The organism is Brevundimonas sp. (assembly GCF_004210735.1).
Lineage (GTDB): Bacteria > Pseudomonadota > Alphaproteobacteria > Caulobacterales > Caulobacteraceae > Brevundimonas.
In genome coordinates this window covers 61463-80419 of the sequence record NZ_SDZL01000003.1, presented here as the reverse complement: position 1 = coordinate 80419, position 18957 = coordinate 61463, and the positions used below count along the sequence as shown (strand labels likewise).

The 18957-nt window shown below is 68.3% G+C and carries 19 protein-coding genes; 8 read left to right on the top strand and 11 right to left on the bottom strand.

Translation table 11 applies throughout. The annotated features are described in order from the left end of the window. From EON91_RS01280 to EON91_RS01270, 3 genes are all read left to right on the top strand, one after another. The coding region (locus tag EON91_RS01280; RefSeq protein ID WP_292091049.1) for a ribonuclease E/G at window positions 1–2247 on the top strand (2247 nt) is incomplete at its 5' end. A 57-nt stretch (window positions 2248–2304) separates the two neighbouring features. Next, window positions 2305–3723, top strand: coding sequence for a M48 family metalloprotease (locus EON91_RS01275; RefSeq protein ID WP_292091048.1), 1419 nt, complete (start codon window positions 2305–2307; stop codon window positions 3721–3723). A gap of 27 nt (window positions 3724–3750) precedes the next feature. Continuing rightward, window positions 3751–4539, top strand: coding sequence for a thioredoxin domain-containing protein (locus tag EON91_RS01270; protein ID WP_292091047.1), 789 nt, complete (start codon window positions 3751–3753; stop codon window positions 4537–4539). Window position 4540: 1 nt separating this feature from the next. On the opposite strand, the gene EON91_RS01265 is transcribed toward EON91_RS01270, so the two are convergent. After that, window positions 4541–5698: an MFS transporter gene (locus EON91_RS01265; protein ID WP_292091046.1), complete on the bottom strand. Its 1158-nt coding sequence runs from the start codon at window positions 5696–5698 to the stop codon at window positions 4541–4543. Window positions 5699–5747: 49 nt separating this feature from the next. Here EON91_RS01265 and EON91_RS01260 point away from each other — a divergent pair, with 49 nt between their 5' ends. After that, entirely contained in the window at window positions 5748–6122 is a 375-nt protein-coding gene (locus EON91_RS01260; RefSeq protein WP_292091055.1) for a DUF423 domain-containing protein, read from the top strand. Between the two features lie 18 nt (window positions 6123–6140). Then, a complete protein-coding gene (pip, locus tag EON91_RS01255; RefSeq protein WP_292091045.1) occupies window positions 6141–7115 on the top strand; it encodes a prolyl aminopeptidase in 975 nt (324 codons plus the stop codon). Here pip and EON91_RS01250 read toward each other — a convergent pair. From EON91_RS01250 to EON91_RS01220, 7 genes are all read right to left on the bottom strand, one after another. Beyond that, window positions 7112–7555 carry a DUF6173 family protein gene (locus tag EON91_RS01250; RefSeq protein WP_292091044.1) on the bottom strand — a complete coding sequence of 148 codons (444 nt, stop codon included), beginning with the start codon at window positions 7553–7555 and terminating at the stop codon, window positions 7112–7114. The two genes, pip and EON91_RS01250, sit on opposite strands and share 4 nt — an antisense overlap. A 26-nt stretch (window positions 7556–7581) precedes the next feature. Then, window positions 7582–8739 (bottom strand): rod shape-determining protein RodA, encoded by a 1158-nt coding sequence (gene rodA, locus EON91_RS01245; protein WP_292091043.1) that lies wholly within the window; start codon window positions 8737–8739, stop codon window positions 7582–7584. After that, window positions 8736–10742 (bottom strand): penicillin-binding protein 2, encoded by a 2007-nt coding sequence (mrdA, locus tag EON91_RS01240; RefSeq protein ID WP_292091040.1) that lies wholly within the window; start codon window positions 10740–10742, stop codon window positions 8736–8738. The genes rodA and mrdA overlap by 4 nt, the downstream gene beginning before the upstream one ends. Further along, window positions 10739–11257 carry a hypothetical protein gene (locus tag EON91_RS01235; RefSeq protein WP_292091038.1) on the bottom strand — a complete coding sequence of 173 codons (519 nt, stop codon included), beginning with the start codon at window positions 11255–11257 and terminating at the stop codon, window positions 10739–10741. The genes mrdA and EON91_RS01235 overlap by 4 nt, the downstream gene beginning before the upstream one ends. Continuing rightward, on the bottom strand, window positions 11254–12369 hold the full coding sequence (gene mreC / locus EON91_RS01230) for a rod shape-determining protein MreC (protein ID WP_292091036.1): 1116 nt from the start codon (window positions 12367–12369) through the stop codon (window positions 11254–11256). The genes EON91_RS01235 and mreC overlap by 4 nt, the downstream gene beginning before the upstream one ends. Window positions 12370–12520: 151 nt before the next feature. After that, a complete protein-coding gene (locus EON91_RS01225) occupies window positions 12521–12760 on the bottom strand; it encodes a helix-turn-helix transcriptional regulator (protein ID WP_292091034.1) in 240 nt (79 codons plus the stop codon). Then, window positions 12760–13260, bottom strand: coding sequence for a DUF2975 domain-containing protein (locus tag EON91_RS01220; RefSeq protein ID WP_292091033.1), 501 nt, complete (start codon window positions 13258–13260; stop codon window positions 12760–12762). Before EON91_RS01220 ends, EON91_RS01225 begins: the two co-directional genes overlap by 1 nt. Before the next feature lie 88 nt (window positions 13261–13348). Between EON91_RS01220 and EON91_RS01215 the strand changes: the two genes are divergently transcribed. The 3 genes from EON91_RS01215 (at window position 13349) to EON91_RS01205 (ending at window position 15497) form a co-directional block, all read left to right on the top strand. Continuing rightward, window positions 13349–14281, top strand: coding sequence for an ABC transporter ATP-binding protein (locus EON91_RS01215; RefSeq protein ID WP_292091032.1), 933 nt, complete (start codon window positions 13349–13351; stop codon window positions 14279–14281). Then, window positions 14281–15006, top strand: a complete 726-nt coding sequence (locus tag EON91_RS01210) for an ABC transporter permease (protein ID WP_292091031.1) — start codon at window positions 14281–14283, stop codon at window positions 15004–15006. Before EON91_RS01215 ends, EON91_RS01210 begins: the two co-directional genes overlap by 1 nt. Window positions 15007–15164: 158 nt before the next feature. Further along, window positions 15165–15497, top strand: coding sequence for a VOC family protein (locus tag EON91_RS01205; protein WP_292091030.1), 333 nt, complete (start codon window positions 15165–15167; stop codon window positions 15495–15497). Between the two features lie 7 nt (window positions 15498–15504). Here the strand turns inward: EON91_RS01205 and EON91_RS01200 are convergent, their stop codons facing one another. The 3 genes from EON91_RS01200 to thiE form a co-directional block, all read right to left on the bottom strand. Then, the gene (locus EON91_RS01200; protein ID WP_292091029.1) at window positions 15505–15870 is read right to left on the bottom strand and encodes a hypothetical protein; all 366 of its coding nucleotides are present in this window, start codon (window positions 15868–15870) and stop codon (window positions 15505–15507) included. Between the two features lie 599 nt (window positions 15871–16469). Next, window positions 16470–18161, bottom strand: a complete 1692-nt coding sequence (locus EON91_RS01195; RefSeq protein WP_292091028.1) for a sensor histidine kinase — start codon at window positions 18159–18161, stop codon at window positions 16470–16472. A 71-nt stretch (window positions 18162–18232) separates the two neighbouring features. After that, window positions 18233–18889, bottom strand: a complete 657-nt coding sequence (thiE, locus tag EON91_RS01190; protein ID WP_292091052.1) for a thiamine phosphate synthase — start codon at window positions 18887–18889, stop codon at window positions 18233–18235. Window positions 18890–18957: the final 68 nt, after the last annotated feature.

Sequence of the window (18957 nt, the reverse complement as noted above, 5' to 3'; positions counted from 1 at the left end):
CAGATCCTGCTGGTTCAGGTCGTCAAGGACGAGCGCGGCGCCAAGGGCGCGGCCCTGACCACCTGGCTGTCGCTGGCCGGCCGCTACTGCGTCCTGATGCCCAACACGGGCAAGGGCGGCGGCATCAGCCGCAAGATCACCTCGCTGACCGACCGCAAGCGCCTCAAGGCCGCCGCCGCCTCGCTGTCGGTGCCGGCCGGCATGGGCCTGATCATCCGCACCGCGGGCGCCAAGCGCACCAAGGCCGAGATCCAGCGCGACTACGACTATCTGCTGCGCCTGTGGGAGACGATCCGCGAGACGACGCTCAAGTCGAACGCCCCGGCCGTCATCTATGAGGAAGAGAACCTCGTCCGCCGCGCCGTGCGCGACATGTACGACAAGGATTTCGACGGCATCCAGGTCGAGGGGGTCGAGGGCTTCAAGGAAGCGCGCGACTTCATGCGTGTGCTGATGCCCTCGCAGTCCAAGAAGATTCACCTGTACCAGGGCTCAAAGCCTCTCTTCGCCGCCAATGGCATCGAAGAACTGCTGACCCAGATCCACCAGCCGGTCGTGCCGCTGAAGTCGGGCGGCTATCTGGTCATCAACCAGACCGAGGCCCTGGTGGCCATCGACGTCAACTCGGGCCGCGCCACCAAGGAGCGCAACGTCGAGGCGACGGCGACCAAGACGAACATGGAAGCGGCGGTCGAGGCCGCCCGCCAGCTGCGCCTGCGCGACCTCGCCGGCCTGATCGTCATCGACTTCATCGACATGGATGAAGGCAAGAACAACCGCGCCGTCGAAAAGGCGCTGAAGGACGCGCTGGCCAAGGATCGCGCCCGCATCCAGATGGGCCGCATCTCCGGCTTCGGCCTGATGGAGATCAGCCGTCAACGCCGCCGCCTGGGCGTGATCGAGGGCGCGACCGAGGCGTGCGCCCACTGCCAGGGCACCGGCCGTATCCGCTCAGCTGAATCCGCCGCCCTGATGACCCTGCGCGCCGTCGACATCGAGGCGGGCAAGAACGGCGCGGGCGCCGTGATCCTGCGCGTCTGCACGGCCGTCGGCCTCTATATCCTGAACCACAAGCGCGACTATCTGCAGCGCCTGCAGCAACGCCGCGGCCTCAGCGTCATCGTCCAGATCGACGACAGCCTGGGTCAGGGCGAGCACAACATCGACCGGACCGAAACCAACGAGGACTTCGTGCCTCAGGAGACGCCGGCCCACCTGATCGACCTGGATGACGGCTTCGACGATTCCGCCTTCGTGGACGAGTACGAAGACGAGGTGATCGAGGAAGATGAGGACGAGGTCGCCCTGGACCGCGAGGATTCCGACGACGACGAACCGCGCGAGCGGGCCGAGCGTGGCGAAGGCGGCCGTGGCCGTGGTCGCCGCCGTCGCCGCGGCGGACGCCGTGACGACGAGGGCGCCGAAGCGTCCGAAGGCGAAACCGTCGAAGCGGGCGAACTCGCGACTGACGACGACGACAGCGAGGCCGGCCGTCGCCGCCGTCGCGGCCGCCGTGGCGGTCGCCGCATGCGCGAGGACGGTGAACGCGACGCCTTCACCTGGGTGCGCGGCCGCACACCGTCGCTGGACGACCCCTATGTCTGGTTCGACCCCATCAACCCGACCGAATCCGCGCCGGTTCGCGCCGAACGCCCCGCCCCGGCCCAGGATCGTGCCGACGAACAGGGCGAACGCCCTGAAGGTGAACGCCTTGACGGTGAACGCGAGGGCGGCCGCCGTCGTCGTCGCCGTCGCGGCGGACGCGGTGGCGAGCGTGGCCTGCCGCACGAGGTGAAGGTCGAGGCCCGCGCCACGACCGAGGGCATGCCCCCGGAAGGCGATTCCGACACGCCGATCGCCGTCGAGGCGCCCACTGTCGAAGACGCCGCCCCTGCCCTGATCGAACAGCCCAAGCGCCGCCGCGTGCGCCGCAAGGTCGCCGCCGACGTCGGTGGCGAAGCGGTCCTGGCCGAGGACGCCGTGGTTGAACCGGCCCAGGCCGATGCGGTCGAAGAGGTTCAGCCCGACATCACCGTCGTTGAGCCGAACGAGACCGTTCCGGTCGGCGAACCGGTCGAACTGGATGTCACCCCGGCCGAAGCCGCCGCCGAAGGCCAGCCGGCCGTTCTGGTCGAGGCCCGCCCGGCCCCGACGCCCGAGGCTGATCTGTCCGAGATCATCGCCAATGATCCGAACCAGATCACCGCTCCGCCGTCCAAGCCCAAGCGCGGATGGTGGCGCCGCTGAAAGGCCGTGATTAGATTGGATCGATAGGCGCGGGGCGTAGCGTAAAAGGAGGACGGCATGACCTGGTTTGATCGCGTCGCCGCCCGCATGCTTGCTTCGGTCGCGGTGGCGGGCTTCCTGCTCGCCGCCGCCGCCGGCCCCGCCGCCGCCCAGAGCTCGATCCGGGACACCGAGATCGAGGGCATCATTCGCGGCTGGGCCGATCCGGTCTTCGACGCGATGGGTCTGGATCCGAACGAAGTCGAGGTCCTGCTGATCAACGATTCGTCGTTGAACGCCTTTGCCACGCGTGGCCGGATCATGGGCCTGAACACCGGCCTGATCCTCGAAACCGACAACGCCGGCGAATTGCTGGGCGTGATGGCGCACGAAGGCGCCCACATCAAGAACCGCCACACCCTGCGGGACGGGGCGCGCGACGCCGGCATGCAGCCCTTCCTGATGTCCATGGCGCTGGGCGCCCTGGCTGTCGCCGCCGGGGCCCCCGACGCGGGCGCCGCCCTGATCGGGTCCAGCCAGTATTTCGGCACGCTGAACGTCCTCAAATACATGCAGGGCCAGGAAGGCGAGGCCGACGTCAGCGGCGCCCGCGCCCTGGAGAAGGCCGGCGAATCCGGGCGCGGCCTGGTCAGCTTCTTCGAGAATTTCCGCTCGCAGGAGGTTTTCTCGGACCAGCGCCGTTATCCCTATTTCCGCAGTCACCCTCTGTCCTCGGCTCGCATCGAGGCCTTGCGCCGGGCGGTCGCCGCCTCGCCCTATTACGACAAGCCCGAGCCACCCGAACGGCAGGCCCAGCACGACCTGATCGTGGCCAAGATCCACGCTTTCATGGATCCGCCGAACCAGACCTTGCGAAAATACCGCTCGACCGACACCTCCCTGCCCGCCCGCTACGCCCGGGCCATCGCCTGGTATCGCGATGGCCAGACCGACCGCGCCCTGACCGCCGTCGATGAACTGATCGCAGGCGAGCCGGACAATCCCTACTATTGGGAGCTGAAGGGCCAGATCCTGTTCGAGGAAGGCCGCCCGGCCGACGCCATCGGCGCCCACGAACGCTCGGTCCAGCTCCAGCCCGACGCGCCGCTGCTGCGTGTGAATCTGGCCCACGCCCTGATCGAGACCAGCGACCCCGCCGTGCTGGACCGCGCCATCGACGAGCTGAAGCGCGCGACCGCGATGGAGAAGGACAACACCATGGCTTGGCGTCTGCTGGGCCAGGCCTATTCCACCCAGGGCAAGGAGGGCGAGGCGCGTCTGGCCTCGGCCGAATACTATTACGCCATGGGCCGTTCCGAGCAGGCCACCCAGATGGCCCTGCGCGCCCGCGATATGCTGGAGCCGTCGTCGATCGAATGGCGCCGCGCCATGGACATCGTCTTCGCCTCGGGCGCGACTCAGACCGACGTCGATGACCTGGATCGCCGTCAGGAACAACGCAACCGCAACACCGTGATCGCGCCGTCCGCCGGCTGATCCCCGACTTCTGACCTGAAAGCCTTCATGACCGACGCCCCTTCGACGCCGCCTTCGCCCACGCCGCAAACCGCTTCGCACTGGTTCTCCAGCCGCAATGCGGGCGTCGCCGCCTTGGCGATCTCGGTCGTGGCCCTGGGTCTGTCGGCCGCCCCCTATGTGACCGGCGGCGATTTCGGCGGTCGGGTGCGCGCCTATCTGCTGGCCAATCCCCAGGTGCTGGACGAGGTCGTGGCCGCGCGCCAGACCAGTGAAAGCAACGCCATCACGGCCCAGATCAACCAGTTGGCCCAGGCCAACGCCGCCCTGCTGGCGCCCGACGCGCGCGATCCCGCCGTCGGTCCGGCCGACGCCAAGGTGACGGTGATCGAATTCTTCGACTACCGCTGCCCCGGCTGCAAGGCGGTGTCCAAGGACTACCTGGCCCTGATCCGCGCCCACCCGGACGTTCGTTTCGTCTTCAAGGAATGGCCGATTCTGGACCGGGGCGACGACGACACCTCCAACTACGCCGCGCGCGCCGCACTGGCCGCCCATCAGCAGGGCAAATATCTGGCCGTGTTCGAGGCTTTGATGGCCGAGCCGGGCCTGGACAAGGCGGCTATCGACGCCATCCTGGCCGCCAATGGCGTGGACGTGGCCAAGGCGAAGATCGACCTCGCCTCGCCCGACACCACGCGCCATATCGCCGACATCCACACTGTGGCCGCGACCCTGCGTCTGCACGGCACCCCGACCTTCTTCGTCAACGGCAAGGCCAGCGCCGGGATCGATCCACGCGACATCGGCGCGATGATCGCCGAGGCGAAGAAATAGCTCAGGCCGTCGCCCGCCTGAGGCGCAGCGCCGCCGCCAGACCGAACAGAGCCAGCCCCGTCATCGCCCAATAGGCGCCGGCGCCATAGGCGTCATACAGCGGTCCGGCCAGCACCGTCGCCAGCCCCATCAGCACGCCCGTGGACAAGACGGACCCCAGCGTCTGGGCCGCCGTATGGCTGTCGGCCGGGCTCAGCGTCTCGGCCAATTCGACGCCCGCCAGGAAGGTCGCGGCAAAACTCAACGCATGCAGGGCCTGCAACGGCCACAGCATCCACAACGGCGGCGCCAGCGCCAGCGCGCCCCATCGCACGGCCGCCGCTGCCGCCCCGATCAGCAGCAGGGTCGACGCCTTGATCCCCGCCCGTCGCCGCCACGGCTCGATCACCCACATGAAGCCGATCTCGACCGCCACGGCGAAGGCCCACAGCAGGCCGGTCACGCTCTCGGCCAGGCCCTGCGCCTTCCACAGGATGGCCGAGAATCCGTAATAGACCGCATGCGCCGACTGCACCGCGCCAACCGCGACGATGGCGGTCATGAAGGTTGGATCGGCGACCAGTCGGCCCAGTCCCCGGAACCGCTCGCGCCCCGCCCGGCGTTCGCCCTCGCCTACCGGTTCCGCAGGCAGGACCAGCGCCGCCGTGACCGCGCCGATCAGGCTGGCGGCCACGATCCAGACGATCACCACATCGACCGACGCCCGCACCAGCAGGCTGCCCATGACCACATTAGCCGCCACGAACGCCGCCGAACCGCATCCGCGCGGCAGGGAGAAGACATAGCCTTCACGCTTGGCCAGTTTCAGCGTCAGCACATCCGTCAGCGGCAGCATCCCCGCCGCCGCCGTCGCGCCCACGAACCAGCAGACGGCCCACAAGGCGAATCCTTCAACCAGCCCCGCCGCGCCATAACCCAGCGCCGCCAGCAGCCCCAGGATGGCGATCGGCGTGCGCCGCCGCGCAAAGCCATCGGCCCACACCGCGATCATCGGCCCGCTGACCAGTCGCGCCAGCATGGGCGCCGCCAAAAGGGTTCCGATCTCGGCCCCTGTCAGCCCCTGCCCCCGGAACCACAGCCCCGCGAACGGCAGGCTCACGCCGGTGGCGCCGAACAGCAACACATACTGCAAAGCTTGGCGCGGGGCGCTGGTTCTCATGAAATCCGTCGTAGCAGACTCCGTCCGGGCCGTGTTCTATGGCGAAGAGATGACTGTGGATCGCAAGCTTCTGGTGTTCGCCGGTTTCAACGGCGCGATGGCGGTGGCGCTGGGGGCCTTCGCAGCCCACGGCGCGGGCCCGGTCGTGAAAACGCTGCTGACCACCGGCGCCCACTATCAGATGGTTCACGCCGTTCTGGCCGTCGTGTGCGCCATGTGGCCGAACCGCCCCCGCCTGGCCGCGGTGGCCGGATGGCTGGCGGGCGCGGGTGGGCTTGTGTTCTGCCTGGCCCTTGCCCTGATCGGCTTGGCTTCCCTGCCCGCCATGGGCGCTGTCGCGCCGGTTGGCGGCCTGCTGATGATCCTGGGATGGATCGTCCTGATCGTCGCCGCATTCCAGACAACACCCGGCGACCGCGCCTGACCTGCCTGTAGAGCCCAGATGACCTTTCCCCCGCCCCGGACCGCCCGCCGCGACCTCTATCCCGAGATCGAACCCTTTGCGTCAGGCTGGATGCCGACCGGCGGCGTGCACGAGATCTATTATGAGGAATGCGGCAATCCGCAGGGTCGGCCGGTGCTGGTGCTGCACGGCGGCCCGGGCGGCGCGGTCAATCCGGGGATGCGGCGCTATTTCGATCCGGCCCAGTACCGGATCATCCTGTTCGACCAGCGCGGCTGCGGCCTCAGCCGCCCTCATGCCTCGCTCGAGGACAACACCACCTGGACGCTGATCGACGATATCGAGCGTCTGCGCGAACGCTGCGGCGTGGATCAGTGGGTGGTGTTCGGCGGCTCGTGGGGATCAACGCTATCGCTGGCCTACGCCATCACCCACCCTGAGCGGGTGCTCAGTCTGATCCTGCGCGGCATCTTCCTGCTGACGAAGAAGGAACTGCACTGGTTCTATCAGGACGGCGCTTCCATGATCTTCCCCGACGCGTGGGAACGGTTCCTGGCCCCCATCCCCGAAGCCGAGCGCGGCGACCTTATGTCTGCCTACTATCGCCGCCTGACCGGCGATGACGTGGCCGAGCGCGAGCGCTGCGCCATCGCCTGGTCCAGTTGGGAAGGCGAAACCGTCAGCGTTCAGGGCCCCGACGCCCGTCCCGATAAATTCGCCGAGCCCGAATTCGCCGTCGCCTTCGCCCGGGTCGAGAACTGGTATTTCACCAACGCCGGCTTCTTCCCCGAGGACGGCTGGCTGCTGAAGAACGTCCACCGCATCCGCCACATCCCGACCTGGATCGCCCAGGGCCGGTTTGACGTGGTGACGCCGATCGCCAGCGCATGGGCCCTGCACCGCGCCTGGCCCGAAGCCAGGCTGGACATCATCGGCGACGCCGGCCACGCCTCCAGCGAACCCGGCATCGTCGACAGCCTGGTCCGCGCCGGCGACTGGGCCGCGACGCTCTAGGACTTAGGGTTGGTCTTCTGGACCATCTCGCTCAGCTGGAAGCCGATCCGGTGCGCCTCGCGCTCCTCGGGTTTCTTCAGCGCGCTCAGCACCACGCTGATCTGGGTATAGTGCTGGACCAGACGCACCGGCTTGCCGTCAGCATTCTTGCCCAGAAACAGGATCAGGTCCGGCCCCCAGAAGCCGACATCCTCGATCTGCATCGTCCCGTCCCCGGGCAGGCCGACGATCCGTGCACCGATCTCCTCGTCCTTGTCCAGTTGCCCCTCGAACTCCTCGATCAGCTTGGACAGGCGGACAAAGGCCCATTCGGCGGGGTTGTCGCGCATGCGCACCCCCTCGGCCATGGCGGCGTTCTGGCCTTCTGGCGCGGTGGCGCTGACGGGCTTGGGACACGGGGCGAACATGGCCGGGTCGGCCTTTACGGGGGCATCGCTCATACACCTACCCTAACCCCTCGTCGGGATCAGAACAGCCCCTGCCCCTTGGGCAGTTCGGCGTAACGGTGAACCCGCGTCGACAGCACCAGGCCAAAGCCGATCATCACCGTCATCATCGACGACCCGCCATAGGACAGCAACGGCATCGGCACCCCGACCACCGGCGCCAGTCCCATCACCATCGCCCCGTTCACCAGCACGAAGATGGCGAAGAAGGCCGTCATCCCCGCCGCCGAGATCCGGCCGAAATGGCTGTGCGACAGCGACGAAATCCGCAGCGCGATCAGAATGACCCCCAGATAGCAGGCCAGCATGGTGAAAGAGCCGACAAAGCCGAACTCCTCGGACACCGTCGAGAAGATGAAATCCGTGTGCCGTTCCGGCAGGAACTCCAGCTGGCTCTGGCTGCCCAGGCCATAGCCTTTGCCCAGAAGCCCCCCGGACCCCAGCGCGATCTTGGACTGGATGATGTTGTAACCCGCCCCGGACGGATCGGATTCCGGGCTCAGGAAGGTCAGCACCCGTTTGCGCTGATACTCGTGCATCACGAACAGGACGAAGGGGACAATGGCGACGGCCGCCGCAGTCACGGCCGCCACGATCACGCGCCAGCTCAGCCCGGCCACAAACATCACGGCGGCGCCGGTCAGGCCGATCACCATGGCCGAGCCCAGATCAGGCTGTTTCGCCACCAGCAGGAAGGGCACGCCGATCATCCCTGCCGGGATCAGCAGTTTCCACGACCAGCGCGCGTCCTGGGCCGAATGGCTGTGGTACCAGCGGGCCAGCGCCAGCACGAGGCCCAGTTTCATGAACTCGGCCGGCTGGATGCGGATAAAGCCCAGGTTCAGCCAGTTCTTGGCCCCGCCCGCCACATAACCCAACGGCGTGAACTCGATCAGCAGCACCAGGAACAGCAGCACGCCATACATCGGATAAGCCGCGCGGAACCACCATTTCGGGTGAACCATGGCCAGGCCCAGCATCACCACCAGCAGGGCGCTGAATCGGATCAGGTGCTTGGCCGCCCACGGCTGCCAGTGGCCGCCGGCGATCGAATACAGCATGGCGGCGCCGACCCCGGCGATGACACACAACAGGCCGATCAGGCGCCAGTCCAGCTCGGCCAGCTTGACCGGCAGGCGGTCGCGCTCACCGGGACGGGTCAGGGCGGATGAAGTCATTGCGGCGCCTCCGGCTCTGGCGGCGTCGTGGGCGTGGGTGTTTCCGGGGTCTCCACCGCGGCGTCGATGGGCTCGCCCCGCGCCTCGGCTTCGTGGACGCCGGCGTCCTCGGGCGCTTCAAAGCCGGCCTGCTCGATACGGGCGCGGATTTCAGGGTCTTTCAGCAAGGCGATCTTCATCACCTCGCGCGCCCGCGGCGCCCCGGCCGTGCCGCCGCCCAGCCCGCCGTGCTGGACGATCACGGACACGGCGTAGCGGGGATTGTCGGTCGGCGCATAGGCGATGAACAGGTTGTGGTCCTTCTGCTCCCACGGGCGCCCCGCCCCCTTGCGAGAACCGGCGCCATAGTTGCGCGCCTGGGCCGTACCGGTCTTGCCCGCCATTCGAACGGCCCCAAGCCCCAGCTGACTGTTGCGGAATCCGGTGCCGCCGACGTCCGTCACGGCCTCCATGCCGTCACGCAGCACTTTCAGCATCTCGGGATCATAAGGCAGGTCGGCAAAGGCGTTTCCGCTCTGCTCAACCCCGCCGACCGACTTGATCAGACGCGGGTTCACCGCCTTCTGGCCATTGGCGATCCGCGCCGTATAGACCGCCAGTTGCAAGGCGTTCACGGTCAGGGCGCCCTGACCGATGCCATAGCTGGGCGTCTCGCCCGGATACCATTTGCCGTCGCCGCGCACCGGGTTCCGGCGCCGCCATTCGCGATCCGGCACCAGTCCGGTTTTCTGGCCTGTCAGGCCGATATCAAACGCCTGGCCCATGCCCAGGTCGCGCGCTGTTTCGGCAATGGCGTCTGGCCCGATCTCGGTCGCCAGGGTCATGAAATAGACGTTGCAGGACGCCTTGATCGCGCCGCGCATGTCCAGCGCGCCATGCCTCCCCAGACAGGCGAACCGCCGTCCCAGATAGAAGCTGCCGTTACAGACGATCCGGCGGCTCGGATCCACGCCGCGCTTCATCGCCGCCAGTCCGACGACCGGCTTGAACGTCGATCCCGGCGCGAATGTCCCGCCCATCGCCTTGTCCAGCAGCGGCCGCCGCTCATAGTCGGCCAGGGCGCGATAGATCTTTGACGGCACGCCGGAGACGAACAGGTTCGGATCGAACGAAGGCGACGACACCATGGCCAGGATATCGCCGTTGCGCACATCCATGACGACGCAGCCGCCGGCCTCTTCGCCGAACACTTCCAGCGCCCGGTTCTGGACGTCGGCGTCCAGCGTCAGGATCACTTCCTTGCCCGTTACGGCGGCGCGTGAACCCTCGGCGTCCTCGCCGACCACGCGACCGCGTGCATCGACCTCGACCCGGTTGCCCCCGGCCTCGCCGCGCAGGTCCATGTCCAGCGCCTTTTCGATGCCCTGACGCCCGATGCGGAAGCCGGGATTGAACAGCAGCGGCGGCGGCTCCTGCCCCTTGTCGCGCAGCGCCTTGATGTCGCGGTCCGAAACCTTGGCCACATAGCCGATCACATGGGCGAACGACCCGCCGAACGGGTAGTAGCGCGCCTCGTTCATGTCGGCCATGACGCCCGGCAGTTCGTTGGCGTACAGATTGACCTTGGCGAACTCTTCCCAGTTCAGGTCGCTCTTGACCGGCACCGGGCTGAAGCGCGGGGCGGCGTTGACCTCGCGGATGATCGAACGGCGGCGCTCCAGCGTATCGGGCAGCAACTGGCCCAGCAGGTCCAGCGTGTGGTCCAGATCCTTGGTCTCGTCCCGCACCACCAGCACCCGGAAGCTGGGGCGGTTGCCGGCGATGACGATGCCGTTGCGGTCCTTGATCACGCCGCGCGGCGGCGGGACCAGGCGATAGTTGAACTGGTTGTTGATCGCCTTGGTGGCGTATTCCTGCGACTGGACCACCTGCAACTGCGCCAGCCGCCCGAACAGCGCCGTGACGCCCAGCGTCGTCAGACCGCCCAGCACAAAGGTGCGCCGCAGGAACGAGCCCTGCCGCTCGTTGACGTCGGAAAAGAAGATAGACGGTTCGCTGCTCAACGGAACCTCACGTCGCCGTCGTCAAACCGCTCGATCATGATGTTGGCCAGCGGGAACAGGATCAGGGTGGGCACGATCTGGCCGACCAGCGCCAGCAGGCTGGGCGCATTACCCGTCCGCAGACCGATCACGGCATAGGCGATGAAGAAGGCCATGGCGGTGCAGGCTGCGTACCAGACGAACAGCACCCTCACCTCCTGCCCCGCCAGGAAGACCCGTGACAGCAGCACAGCGCCATAGACGGCCAGCAGGCATAGCGCCCACATGCCCAGCGGCGCGAACCAGAAGACATCCAGAAACAGCCCCAGGCCCAGCAGGACGGCGGGCGCCACGATCGACGGCCGGATCAACGGCCAGGCGAAGGCCAGCACCATCGGCAGGATCGGCTCCGGCAGGTTCAACCCGAACAGCTCGACCGGCGTGGCCAGCGCCACGGTCGCCGCAATGGCGATCAGCGCCGGATAGACGATCCACTGCATCGGCCCCACCACGCGGACCGTCACGGAACGTCTCACTCCTGGCCTCCAGCCTGTGCGGCAGGCGCGGCGGGTGTCGGCGTCGGGCGCGGCGGAGCCGCCGCTGGGGCGGCTGCAGGGCGCGCCGGGGCGGGGCGCGTCGGCGTCGTAATGGTCGCGGGCGCGCTGGCGGTCGCGGCGCGCTGGGCGGCGGCGGCGTCGCGACGGGCGCCGGCGTCGGCGATGGCGGCCGCCTGTTCGGCGGTCGGCGCAGGCGCTGCGGCCAGACCCGTCAGCGGCGGCGGGCTAAGCGCCGCCACATCGGCCAGCTGGCCAAAATCCTGGAACAACATGACGCGGACATAGTCGATCGCGCCACGGTCGCTGAACAGCTTGACCCGCCACGAACCGTCGATCCCCTTGGCCGCCACGCCGATGGGCACGCCGCGCGGATAGCCGCCGCCGTCGCCGGACGTCAGGATGCGGTCGCCCGCCTGAACCGCGTTGTTGCCCCGCAGGAATTCCAGCCGCGGATTGCCGCTGCCGTCGCCGGTCAGGATGGCGCGGGCGTCGGTGCGGTCCACCAGCACCGGCGTCCGCGACGCCACGTCGGTCAGCAGCACCAGCCGGCTGATCCCGGCCGATGTTCCGGTGACCCGCCCGACCAGTCCATGCTCGTTGATGACCGGATTGCCGACCCGCACACCCTTGGCGGCCCCGACGTCCAGCAGGCGCGCGTTCACGAACGGGCCTCGCGATTCCGAAATCGAGCGCGCGGTGACCATGGCCACGGGCGGTTCGGTGCGGATGCCCAGCATCGCCTCATAGCGGGCGTTGACGTTCTTCAGCGCGATGGCCTGATCCCGCCAGGGCTGCAGCTCGGCCAGTTCGCGACGCAGGCGACGGTTTTCCGAAACGGCGAAGAAATAGCCACCGACAAAGTCCGACGCCGCCCCGGCCCAGCGCACGGGCGCGGCCAGCACGCCGCCGACCGGTCCGGTGACCGTGTCCACCGCCGCGCGTGTCGGGCCATAGCTGTCAGCCGTCGCCGCCTCACGCCGGTCGCCCAGCAGCAGCAGAACCGACAGGACGATGGCGACGATAACCACCGCCGCGGCGGTCCACGCCAGCGGCACCTTCAGGTTCTCGAACGGTCCGTCGCGAAACGCCACGGGCGCGCCTTCCATCAAGGGGTTGGGAATCGACGGGACGCCCCCCGCCGACATTCACTTGCGTATTGCAAAATCCGAGCCGGAAGAAAACCGGCACAAGGCCCAATGACGAGGATTTGCGGCGTGTTCGGGGCGAAAAATGCGGCGCCGCTTAACTATCGTCGTCCGGAACCGTCAGATCGGCGGAGTCAAAGTCGTAATCCAGCAGGTCGCGGGGCCGGCATTCCAGCGCGGCGCACAGCTTGGCCAGGGTGCGAAACCGGATGCCCTTCACCTTGCCCGACCGGAACAGCGACAACTGGGTCTCGCTGATGCCGACCTGGGCCGCCAGGTCGCGGGCCTTGATCCCCTTACGGACGATCAGGGCGTCCAGCGTCACGCGAATGGGCATCAGATCATCTCGTCCAGCTCGGCCTGGACCCGCCCCGCCTGATCCATCACCCGGCCCAGCAGAAACAGCGCCCCGCCAATCATGCCCAGTGTCATGCCGGACACGTCGAAATAGGCGAATCCGCCCTGCCCGCCCTCGATCAGCCGGCTCAGGTTGGTGATCCCGAACACGCTCAGCAGCCCGCCGAACCCCAGCGCCAGTCCTACCCGTCGCAACGCATCGGCCAGCGTCGGCTGGATCAGTCGTCCCCGCCCCAACTGGCCCAGCGCCGAACCGATCGACCACACGGCGAACAGATAGAACAGCGCCGGCGACGCCCATACCACCTGCCTCAGCCACTGGCTGGCCTCCAGCTCGAACCGCCCCCGCGCCATCATCACCGTCGGCGCGACGGCGTACATCAGCACCAGCAGCGCGCCCACGCTGACGACCATGAAGATCGCCAGCCAGCGGAATTGGCGGCAACGCAACCGGAAACGGTCAATCTCGGCGGCGGTCATGTCGGCTCCTGAGTCTGTCAGTTCTTTAATCTTGACTTAAATCTCATCGCTCCGCAACTTTAGCTAATAGTTAAACGCGAGATGGGCCATGACCGCCGCCGTACAGACCCTGAACCTCACCCGACGCTTTGGCCCGAGCGCCGCTGTGGACGCGGTTTCGATGACCGTGCCGGAGCGCGCCGTCTATGGCTTTCTGGGTCGCAACGGTGCGGGCAAAACGACCACGCTAAAGGTGCTGCTGGGCCTGCTGAAACCGTCGTCGGGCGCGGCCCGCCTGTTCGGCGTTGATGTGGCGACCGACCGCCTGACCACCGCCCGCATGGTCGGCGCCCTGCTGGAGGCGCACGGCTTCTACGCCAACCTGTCGGGCCGCGATAACCTGGACCTGACCCGCCGCCTTCTGGGCCTGCCCGCGACCGAGATCGACCGCGTGCTGGAGGTGGTCGAGATGGCGCCCCACGCCCGCCGCCGCGTCGCCGACTATTCCCTGGGCATGCGCCAGCGGCTGGGCATCGCCCGCGCCATGCTGGGCGCCCCGCCCCTGCTGATCCTGGACGAGCCGACCAACGGCCTGGACCCCGAGGGCATCGCCGACATGCGCCGTTTCCTGCGCACCCTGCCCGACCGCACCGGCGCCACCGTCCTGGTGTCCAGCCATCTGCTGGGCGAGATCGAGCAGGTCGCCACCCACATCGGCATCCTGTCCGAAGGTCGGCTGGTCCGCGAGGGCGAACTGCCGCGCCTGATGGCCGAACTTCCCGCCGACCTGTCGGTCCAGACCGACGACTCCGCCCGCGCCGCCCTCGTCGCCCGCGCCCACGGCTTTTCGACCTGCGACGACGACGACGGCCTGACCGTCAGCCTGCCCCAGGGTCACGACGCCCGCGCCGCCTCGGCCGCCCTGAACCGCGCCCTGGTCCAGGCGGACCTGGCCGTCTTCGCCCTGGCCCCCCGTCCCCGCACGCTCGAGGGCCTGTATCGCCAGGTCTCCGCCCCTATCCTGCAATCCGAGGCCGCCTGATGCTCGCCGTCCTGTCCGTCGAATTTCACAAGCTGAACCGTTCGCTGGCCGCGCTGGTCGCCATCGCCGCGCCGGTGCTGATCGCCGTCTTCATCTTCTTCAACCTGCTGCGGCTTGGCGCGGCCATGCCTTGGGCCATGCTGCTCAGGAACGCCGCCGCCATGTGGGCCGTCTTCATGCTGCCGATGAGCGTCACCGCCCTGGCCACCCTGACCGCCCAGATGGAGCACGGCCCCCGCGCCTGGGATCACCTGTTCGCCCTGCCCGTCCCGCGCTGGCGCATCGTCGCGGCCAAGGCGATCTGCGTCCTGACCGTGGTGGCGGTCATGAGCCTGGCGGCGCTGCTGTTGTCCTGGCTGGCGGGCATCGCCGCAGGCACGGTCAAGCCCGCCGCTGCGCCCACAGGTCCGCTGGAGCTGGTCGCGCACCTGTCACTGATCGGCCGGATGTACCTGGCCGCCCTGCTGCTGGTCGCGGTGCAGCTATGGGCGGCGCTGCGGTTCCGCAGCTTTGTCCCGCCCCTGATCCTGGGCATCGGCGGCACCTTCTTCGCTGTGGTCGCCAGCGGCGCCAGGGCCGGGGTCTTCATGCCCTGGCAGATGCCGCTGAACATGCTGGCCGAGGATCCGCAGCGCGCCGCCACCGCCCTGATGAACGGCGCAGTCGGGGGCCTCGCCGCCCTGACGCTCATGCTGGTTCATCTCAGCCGCCGCGAGCCGGGCTGACGCCTCAACCGACCGCATCAGCATCGCCAGTGACGCGCACCCTGCGCTCAGGACAATCATCGGCGACTCCTGCAATTGCGAACCGTTTGCAGATTTGCTCGTCTTCGCCTGCCGTGCAAGATCGAAATTCGGTGGCGACCATCCTGAAGAGATCACCCATGCGTGAAGACGGAAAGCTGGACTATATCGAAATGCCCGCTGCGGACGTGCCGGGGGTGAAAGCCTTCTACACTCAGGCTTTCGGTTGGAAATTCGTCGACTACGGCCCCGACTACGCCGCCTTTGACGAAGGTCTGGACGGAGGCTTCGCGGTCGAGGCCATGACCCCCAAACCCCTGCCCATCCTTTACGCCGCCGACCTGGAAGCCATGCAAAAGCGGGTCGAGGCGGCGGGCGGCCAGATCACCCACGCCATCTTCGACTTCCCCGGCGGCCGGCGTTTCCACTTCCGCGACCCGGCCGGCAACGATCTGGCGGTCTGGTCGGAATAATAAGGCCTCAGCGCAGGTCCACGGTCTGGGCGATCTGCTCAGCCAGGGCGGCGTCCGCCCCTTCCAGGCTGACGACCCAGACGTGGACTTCTTTCGGCGCGGCCTCGCGCTGGAACAGATGCTCCATCGCGCGGCGCTTGCCGTTCTCGGTCACGACGATCGAGGACCGCCCGCCCGCCTGCGCCATCTGCCCGTCATAGATCGGAAACTGCGACGACGGCCCGGCGTAGATCATGACAAAGGGCTGGACGCCCCGGCGGATCGAATAGATCGCGAAATCCGGTCCTTGCGGCCGCGACACGATCTCGAACCCGGCGGGCAGATCGACTGTGAACGGCAAGGCCGCCCGCTGCGCTGCGTTCAGCACAGTCACGACGGGAGCCGCCGGTTCCGGGCGCGGCTCAGGCGCGGCAGCCGGACTGGGCGCCACCGCGGGCGAAGCGGATGCCGCAGGGGCGGGTCTGGTTGAAGTCGAGGGCGCAATCGGCGCCACCGCCGGTCGTACCGGGGCCGCGGCTTGCGGCGTAATCGAGGGTCTGGCGGCCTCGGGCGTCGGCCGGGGCGCCATCGCCGGGGTCGGCGCAGGCCGCGCAGGCGCTGCGGTCCCTGTGGCAGGTCGGGTCGCCGGCGCCGGGTTTGTTGTCGTCGCTTGAGGGGCGCTGGGCCGGACGACGGGCGTTGGATTGGCGGCGGTATGCGTACCGGCGGGCGTTTGCGTCGCCGGGCGCGCGGTCGGAACGGCAAGGGGCGGACCGCTGTTCAGGTCACGGGTCAGGTCCGAGGCGCTACGCTCGGCGGGCGTCGTTTGTTGAGGCGTCTGCTGGGGCGCCTGGGCCCGCGCTTCCGATGCGACGGCGGTCAGGCCAGTGACAGTCAGGCCAGTGACGGTCAGGGCTGCGGCAAGGAGAACGGTTTTCATGCCGCCAGCTTCGACCCGCTTTCGTCGCACGGCAAGGGCCTCGGCCGACGATATCAGGCCAGCGGCAGCTCGATCCAGAACGTCGCGCCCTCGCCCGGCTCGGACATCACGCCGATGGATCCGCCCTGCAGTTCCGTCAGCCGCTTGGCCAGCGCCAGACCGATGCCGTGTCCCTCGATCGCCGAGCGTTCCAGGCCAAGTCGGTTGAACGGCTCGAACAGTTGCGCCTGCTTGTCCGCGCTCAGGCCCGGCCCCTTGTCGATCACCTCGATCCGCACGGCGTCATAGACGCGCAGCGCCCGGAACCGGATCATCCCGCCCTCGCTGGCGTATTTGGCCGCATTGGTCGCCAGATTGCCCAGCACCTGCACCAGTCGCTGGGAATCGGCCATGGCGATCAGCCCATCGCCTTCGCAGTCCAGTTCGACCCGCATGCCCGCCACTTCCGGGCGCAGCAGCGTCGATCGCCGCACATCCTCCAGCAGACCCGCCACGTCCGTGGGCCGCAATTCGACCTTCACCGCCCCGGACTCGGCCCGCGCCACGTCCAGCAGATCGTGCGCCAACGCCTCTACCTGGCGGGCGGTCTTGACCATCAGTTCGCCCATCTCGATCTGGGTCGCCGTCGTCGCGCCCAGTTGGCCACCGACCCACAGGTCGCCGATGCCGATAACCCCCCCGATGGGGCTCTTGATCTCGTGCGCCACGTTGGCCAGCAGTCGCGACTTGGCCTCCGACGCCCGTTCAGCCCGCGCCTGGCCCATCCGGGCGCGCTCGGCGAACCGGTCGCGTTCCTCCAGCAAGGCGGCGACCAGCAGGATCGGCAGATATCCGAACAACACCAGCAGCTGCGCCAGCAGAGCCCGCTCGCCGCCCGTGCCGCCTACATCGGCGTACGGACCGGCTCCTCCCATGGCCCCGCCGATGGCCAGCACCGCGATCACGACTATGGCCGCCGCCGTGCCCAGGACCCGGAACCGCACAGCAATCAGGATCAACAGCGGCAGCACCATAAAGCTGACCGGCGTCGACTGGCCGCAGAAGATGACCACACAGGCGGCCGCCAGCATGCCCAACAGGACGACACCCTCAAGAATCCGCCACGGCTTGCGCATCGCCAGCAGATGCCGCCGCGTCAGCGCCAGACCAAAGGTCCCCAGCACTGCAATCCCCAGCGCATGGCCGAACCACCAAGTCTGGAAGGCCTCCAGTATTGGCTCGCCATTGAGGAAATTCAGCGCCAACGCCGTCAGTATGGCCGGCGGCAGCGGCGCGATCACAGCGGCGCTCAGCAGGAACCGCCCAACGCCCTCGACACTGGCCAGATTAAGCGTCGGCGCGAACCGCCTTGCCAGCAGCACGGCGCCGACGATCTCCAGCATATTGGCTGCGGTGAAGATGACGGACAGCAGGGGCGGATTGCCCACCATGAACTCGCCGGCCAGGATTCCCGTCGCCACCAGGGCGCCGAAACACCAGTCATAGGCCACGCCTCGGCCGTTCCTCAGCCAGACCGCAACGGCCACCCCGCCCGCGCCCCACAGCGCCGCCACCAGTCCCGAGGACCGGGCGAAGGCGATGCACAGCACCACCAGCACAGCGACGCCCACGGCCGTCAGCATGGGAACCAGAGGTTCGGCGAGGAAGACGGACGCGCTTGACCGCGGCGCCGTCGTCACGCGGGGCGCGCGAACGCCGGCCGGGGCCGGCTGCGGGCTCTGCTCAAAGGCGCGACTGACAGGCATGGAGGGCTCGAAACTCGAAATTCTGCCCCTGAAGCCCTAATCCCCGCAATTTAACATCCGCTGAAGAGAGCCTAGCTCTCCGCTAACGTCTGGTTGAAGGCGCGGACGGCGGCGGCCGGGCCGTCCGGATGGCTCCAGACGCCGGCGCTGACGGCGATAAAGTCGGCCCCCGCGCGGGCCAGCGCCCCCGCCGTCTCGACCGTAATCCCGCCGATGGCGACGCAGGGCGTCTCCATCGTCTCCTGCCAGATGCTCAGGATTTCCGGCTCGGGCCGATGCGTCGTCTCCTTGGTGTCGGTCGGGAAGAAGGCGCCGAAGGCGACGTAGTCCGCGCCCGCTTCGGCCGTGTCCATGGCCAGGTGGCGGCTGTCGTGACAGGTCGCGCCGACCATGGCGTCGGGCCCCATGATCCGCCGCGCCTCGGCGACCGAGACGTCATCCTGTCCCACATGCACCCCGTCGCAGCCCGTCTCGCGGGCCAGGTCCGGCCGGTCGTTCAGGATCAACGCCACATCGTGCGCCCGCGCGATCGGACCCAGTCGGGCCACCGCCGCGCGAATGGCCGCGTCGTCGGCGGGTTTCAGCCGGATCTGCAACGCCGCGACGTCGCCCGCGCCCAGCGCCGCCTCCAGCTGCCCTGCGAAGGCGTCCAGGTCGGGAATGGCCGACGGCGTGATCAGGTACAGCCGGCTGGGCGGACGGGCGGGAACGGTCGGAGTCTTGGCCATGCCCCCGCCCTGCCGCGCCCGCGCCTCGTCGTCAATGTCGCAGCGCATGCGAACGACTTGCAATCGCC

Excerpts from the sequence above, each read along its gene's own strand:
- EON91_RS01220 (WP_292091033.1), bottom strand. The coding sequence starts at position 13,260 with ATGACCGCCGCCGAGATTGACCGTTTCCGGTTGCGTTGCCGCCAATTC.
- EON91_RS01195 (WP_292091028.1), bottom strand. The coding sequence starts at position 18,161 with ATGCCTGTCAGTCGCGCCTTTGAGCAGAGCCCGCAGCCGGCCCCGGCC.
- pip (WP_292091045.1), top strand. The coding sequence starts at position 6,141 with ATGACCTTTCCCCCGCCCCGGACCGCCCGCCGCGACCTCTATCCCGAG.
- EON91_RS01215 (WP_292091032.1), top strand. The coding sequence starts at position 13,349 with ATGACCGCCGCCGTACAGACCCTGAACCTCACCCGACGCTTTGGCCCG.
- EON91_RS01275 (WP_292091048.1), top strand. The coding sequence starts at position 2,305 with ATGACCTGGTTTGATCGCGTCGCCGCCCGCATGCTTGCTTCGGTCGCG.
- EON91_RS01210 (WP_292091031.1), top strand. The coding sequence starts at position 14,281 with ATGCTCGCCGTCCTGTCCGTCGAATTTCACAAGCTGAACCGTTCGCTG.
- EON91_RS01260 (WP_292091055.1), top strand. The coding sequence starts at position 5,748 with ATGACTGTGGATCGCAAGCTTCTGGTGTTCGCCGGTTTCAACGGCGCG.
- EON91_RS01250 (WP_292091044.1), bottom strand. The coding sequence starts at position 7,555 with ATGAGCGATGCCCCCGTAAAGGCCGACCCGGCCATGTTCGCCCCGTGT.
- rodA (WP_292091043.1), bottom strand. The coding sequence starts at position 8,739 with ATGACTTCATCCGCCCTGACCCGTCCCGGTGAGCGCGACCGCCTGCCG.
- thiE (WP_292091052.1), bottom strand. The coding sequence starts at position 18,889 with ATGGCCAAGACTCCGACCGTTCCCGCCCGTCCGCCCAGCCGGCTGTAC.
- EON91_RS01265 (WP_292091046.1), bottom strand. The coding sequence starts at position 5,698 with ATGAGAACCAGCGCCCCGCGCCAAGCTTTGCAGTATGTGTTGCTGTTC.
- EON91_RS01205 (WP_292091030.1), top strand. The coding sequence starts at position 15,165 with ATGCGTGAAGACGGAAAGCTGGACTATATCGAAATGCCCGCTGCGGAC.
- EON91_RS01270 (WP_292091047.1), top strand. The coding sequence starts at position 3,751 with ATGACCGACGCCCCTTCGACGCCGCCTTCGCCCACGCCGCAAACCGCT.
- EON91_RS01225 (WP_292091034.1), bottom strand. The coding sequence starts at position 12,760 with ATGCCCATTCGCGTGACGCTGGACGCCCTGATCGTCCGTAAGGGGATC.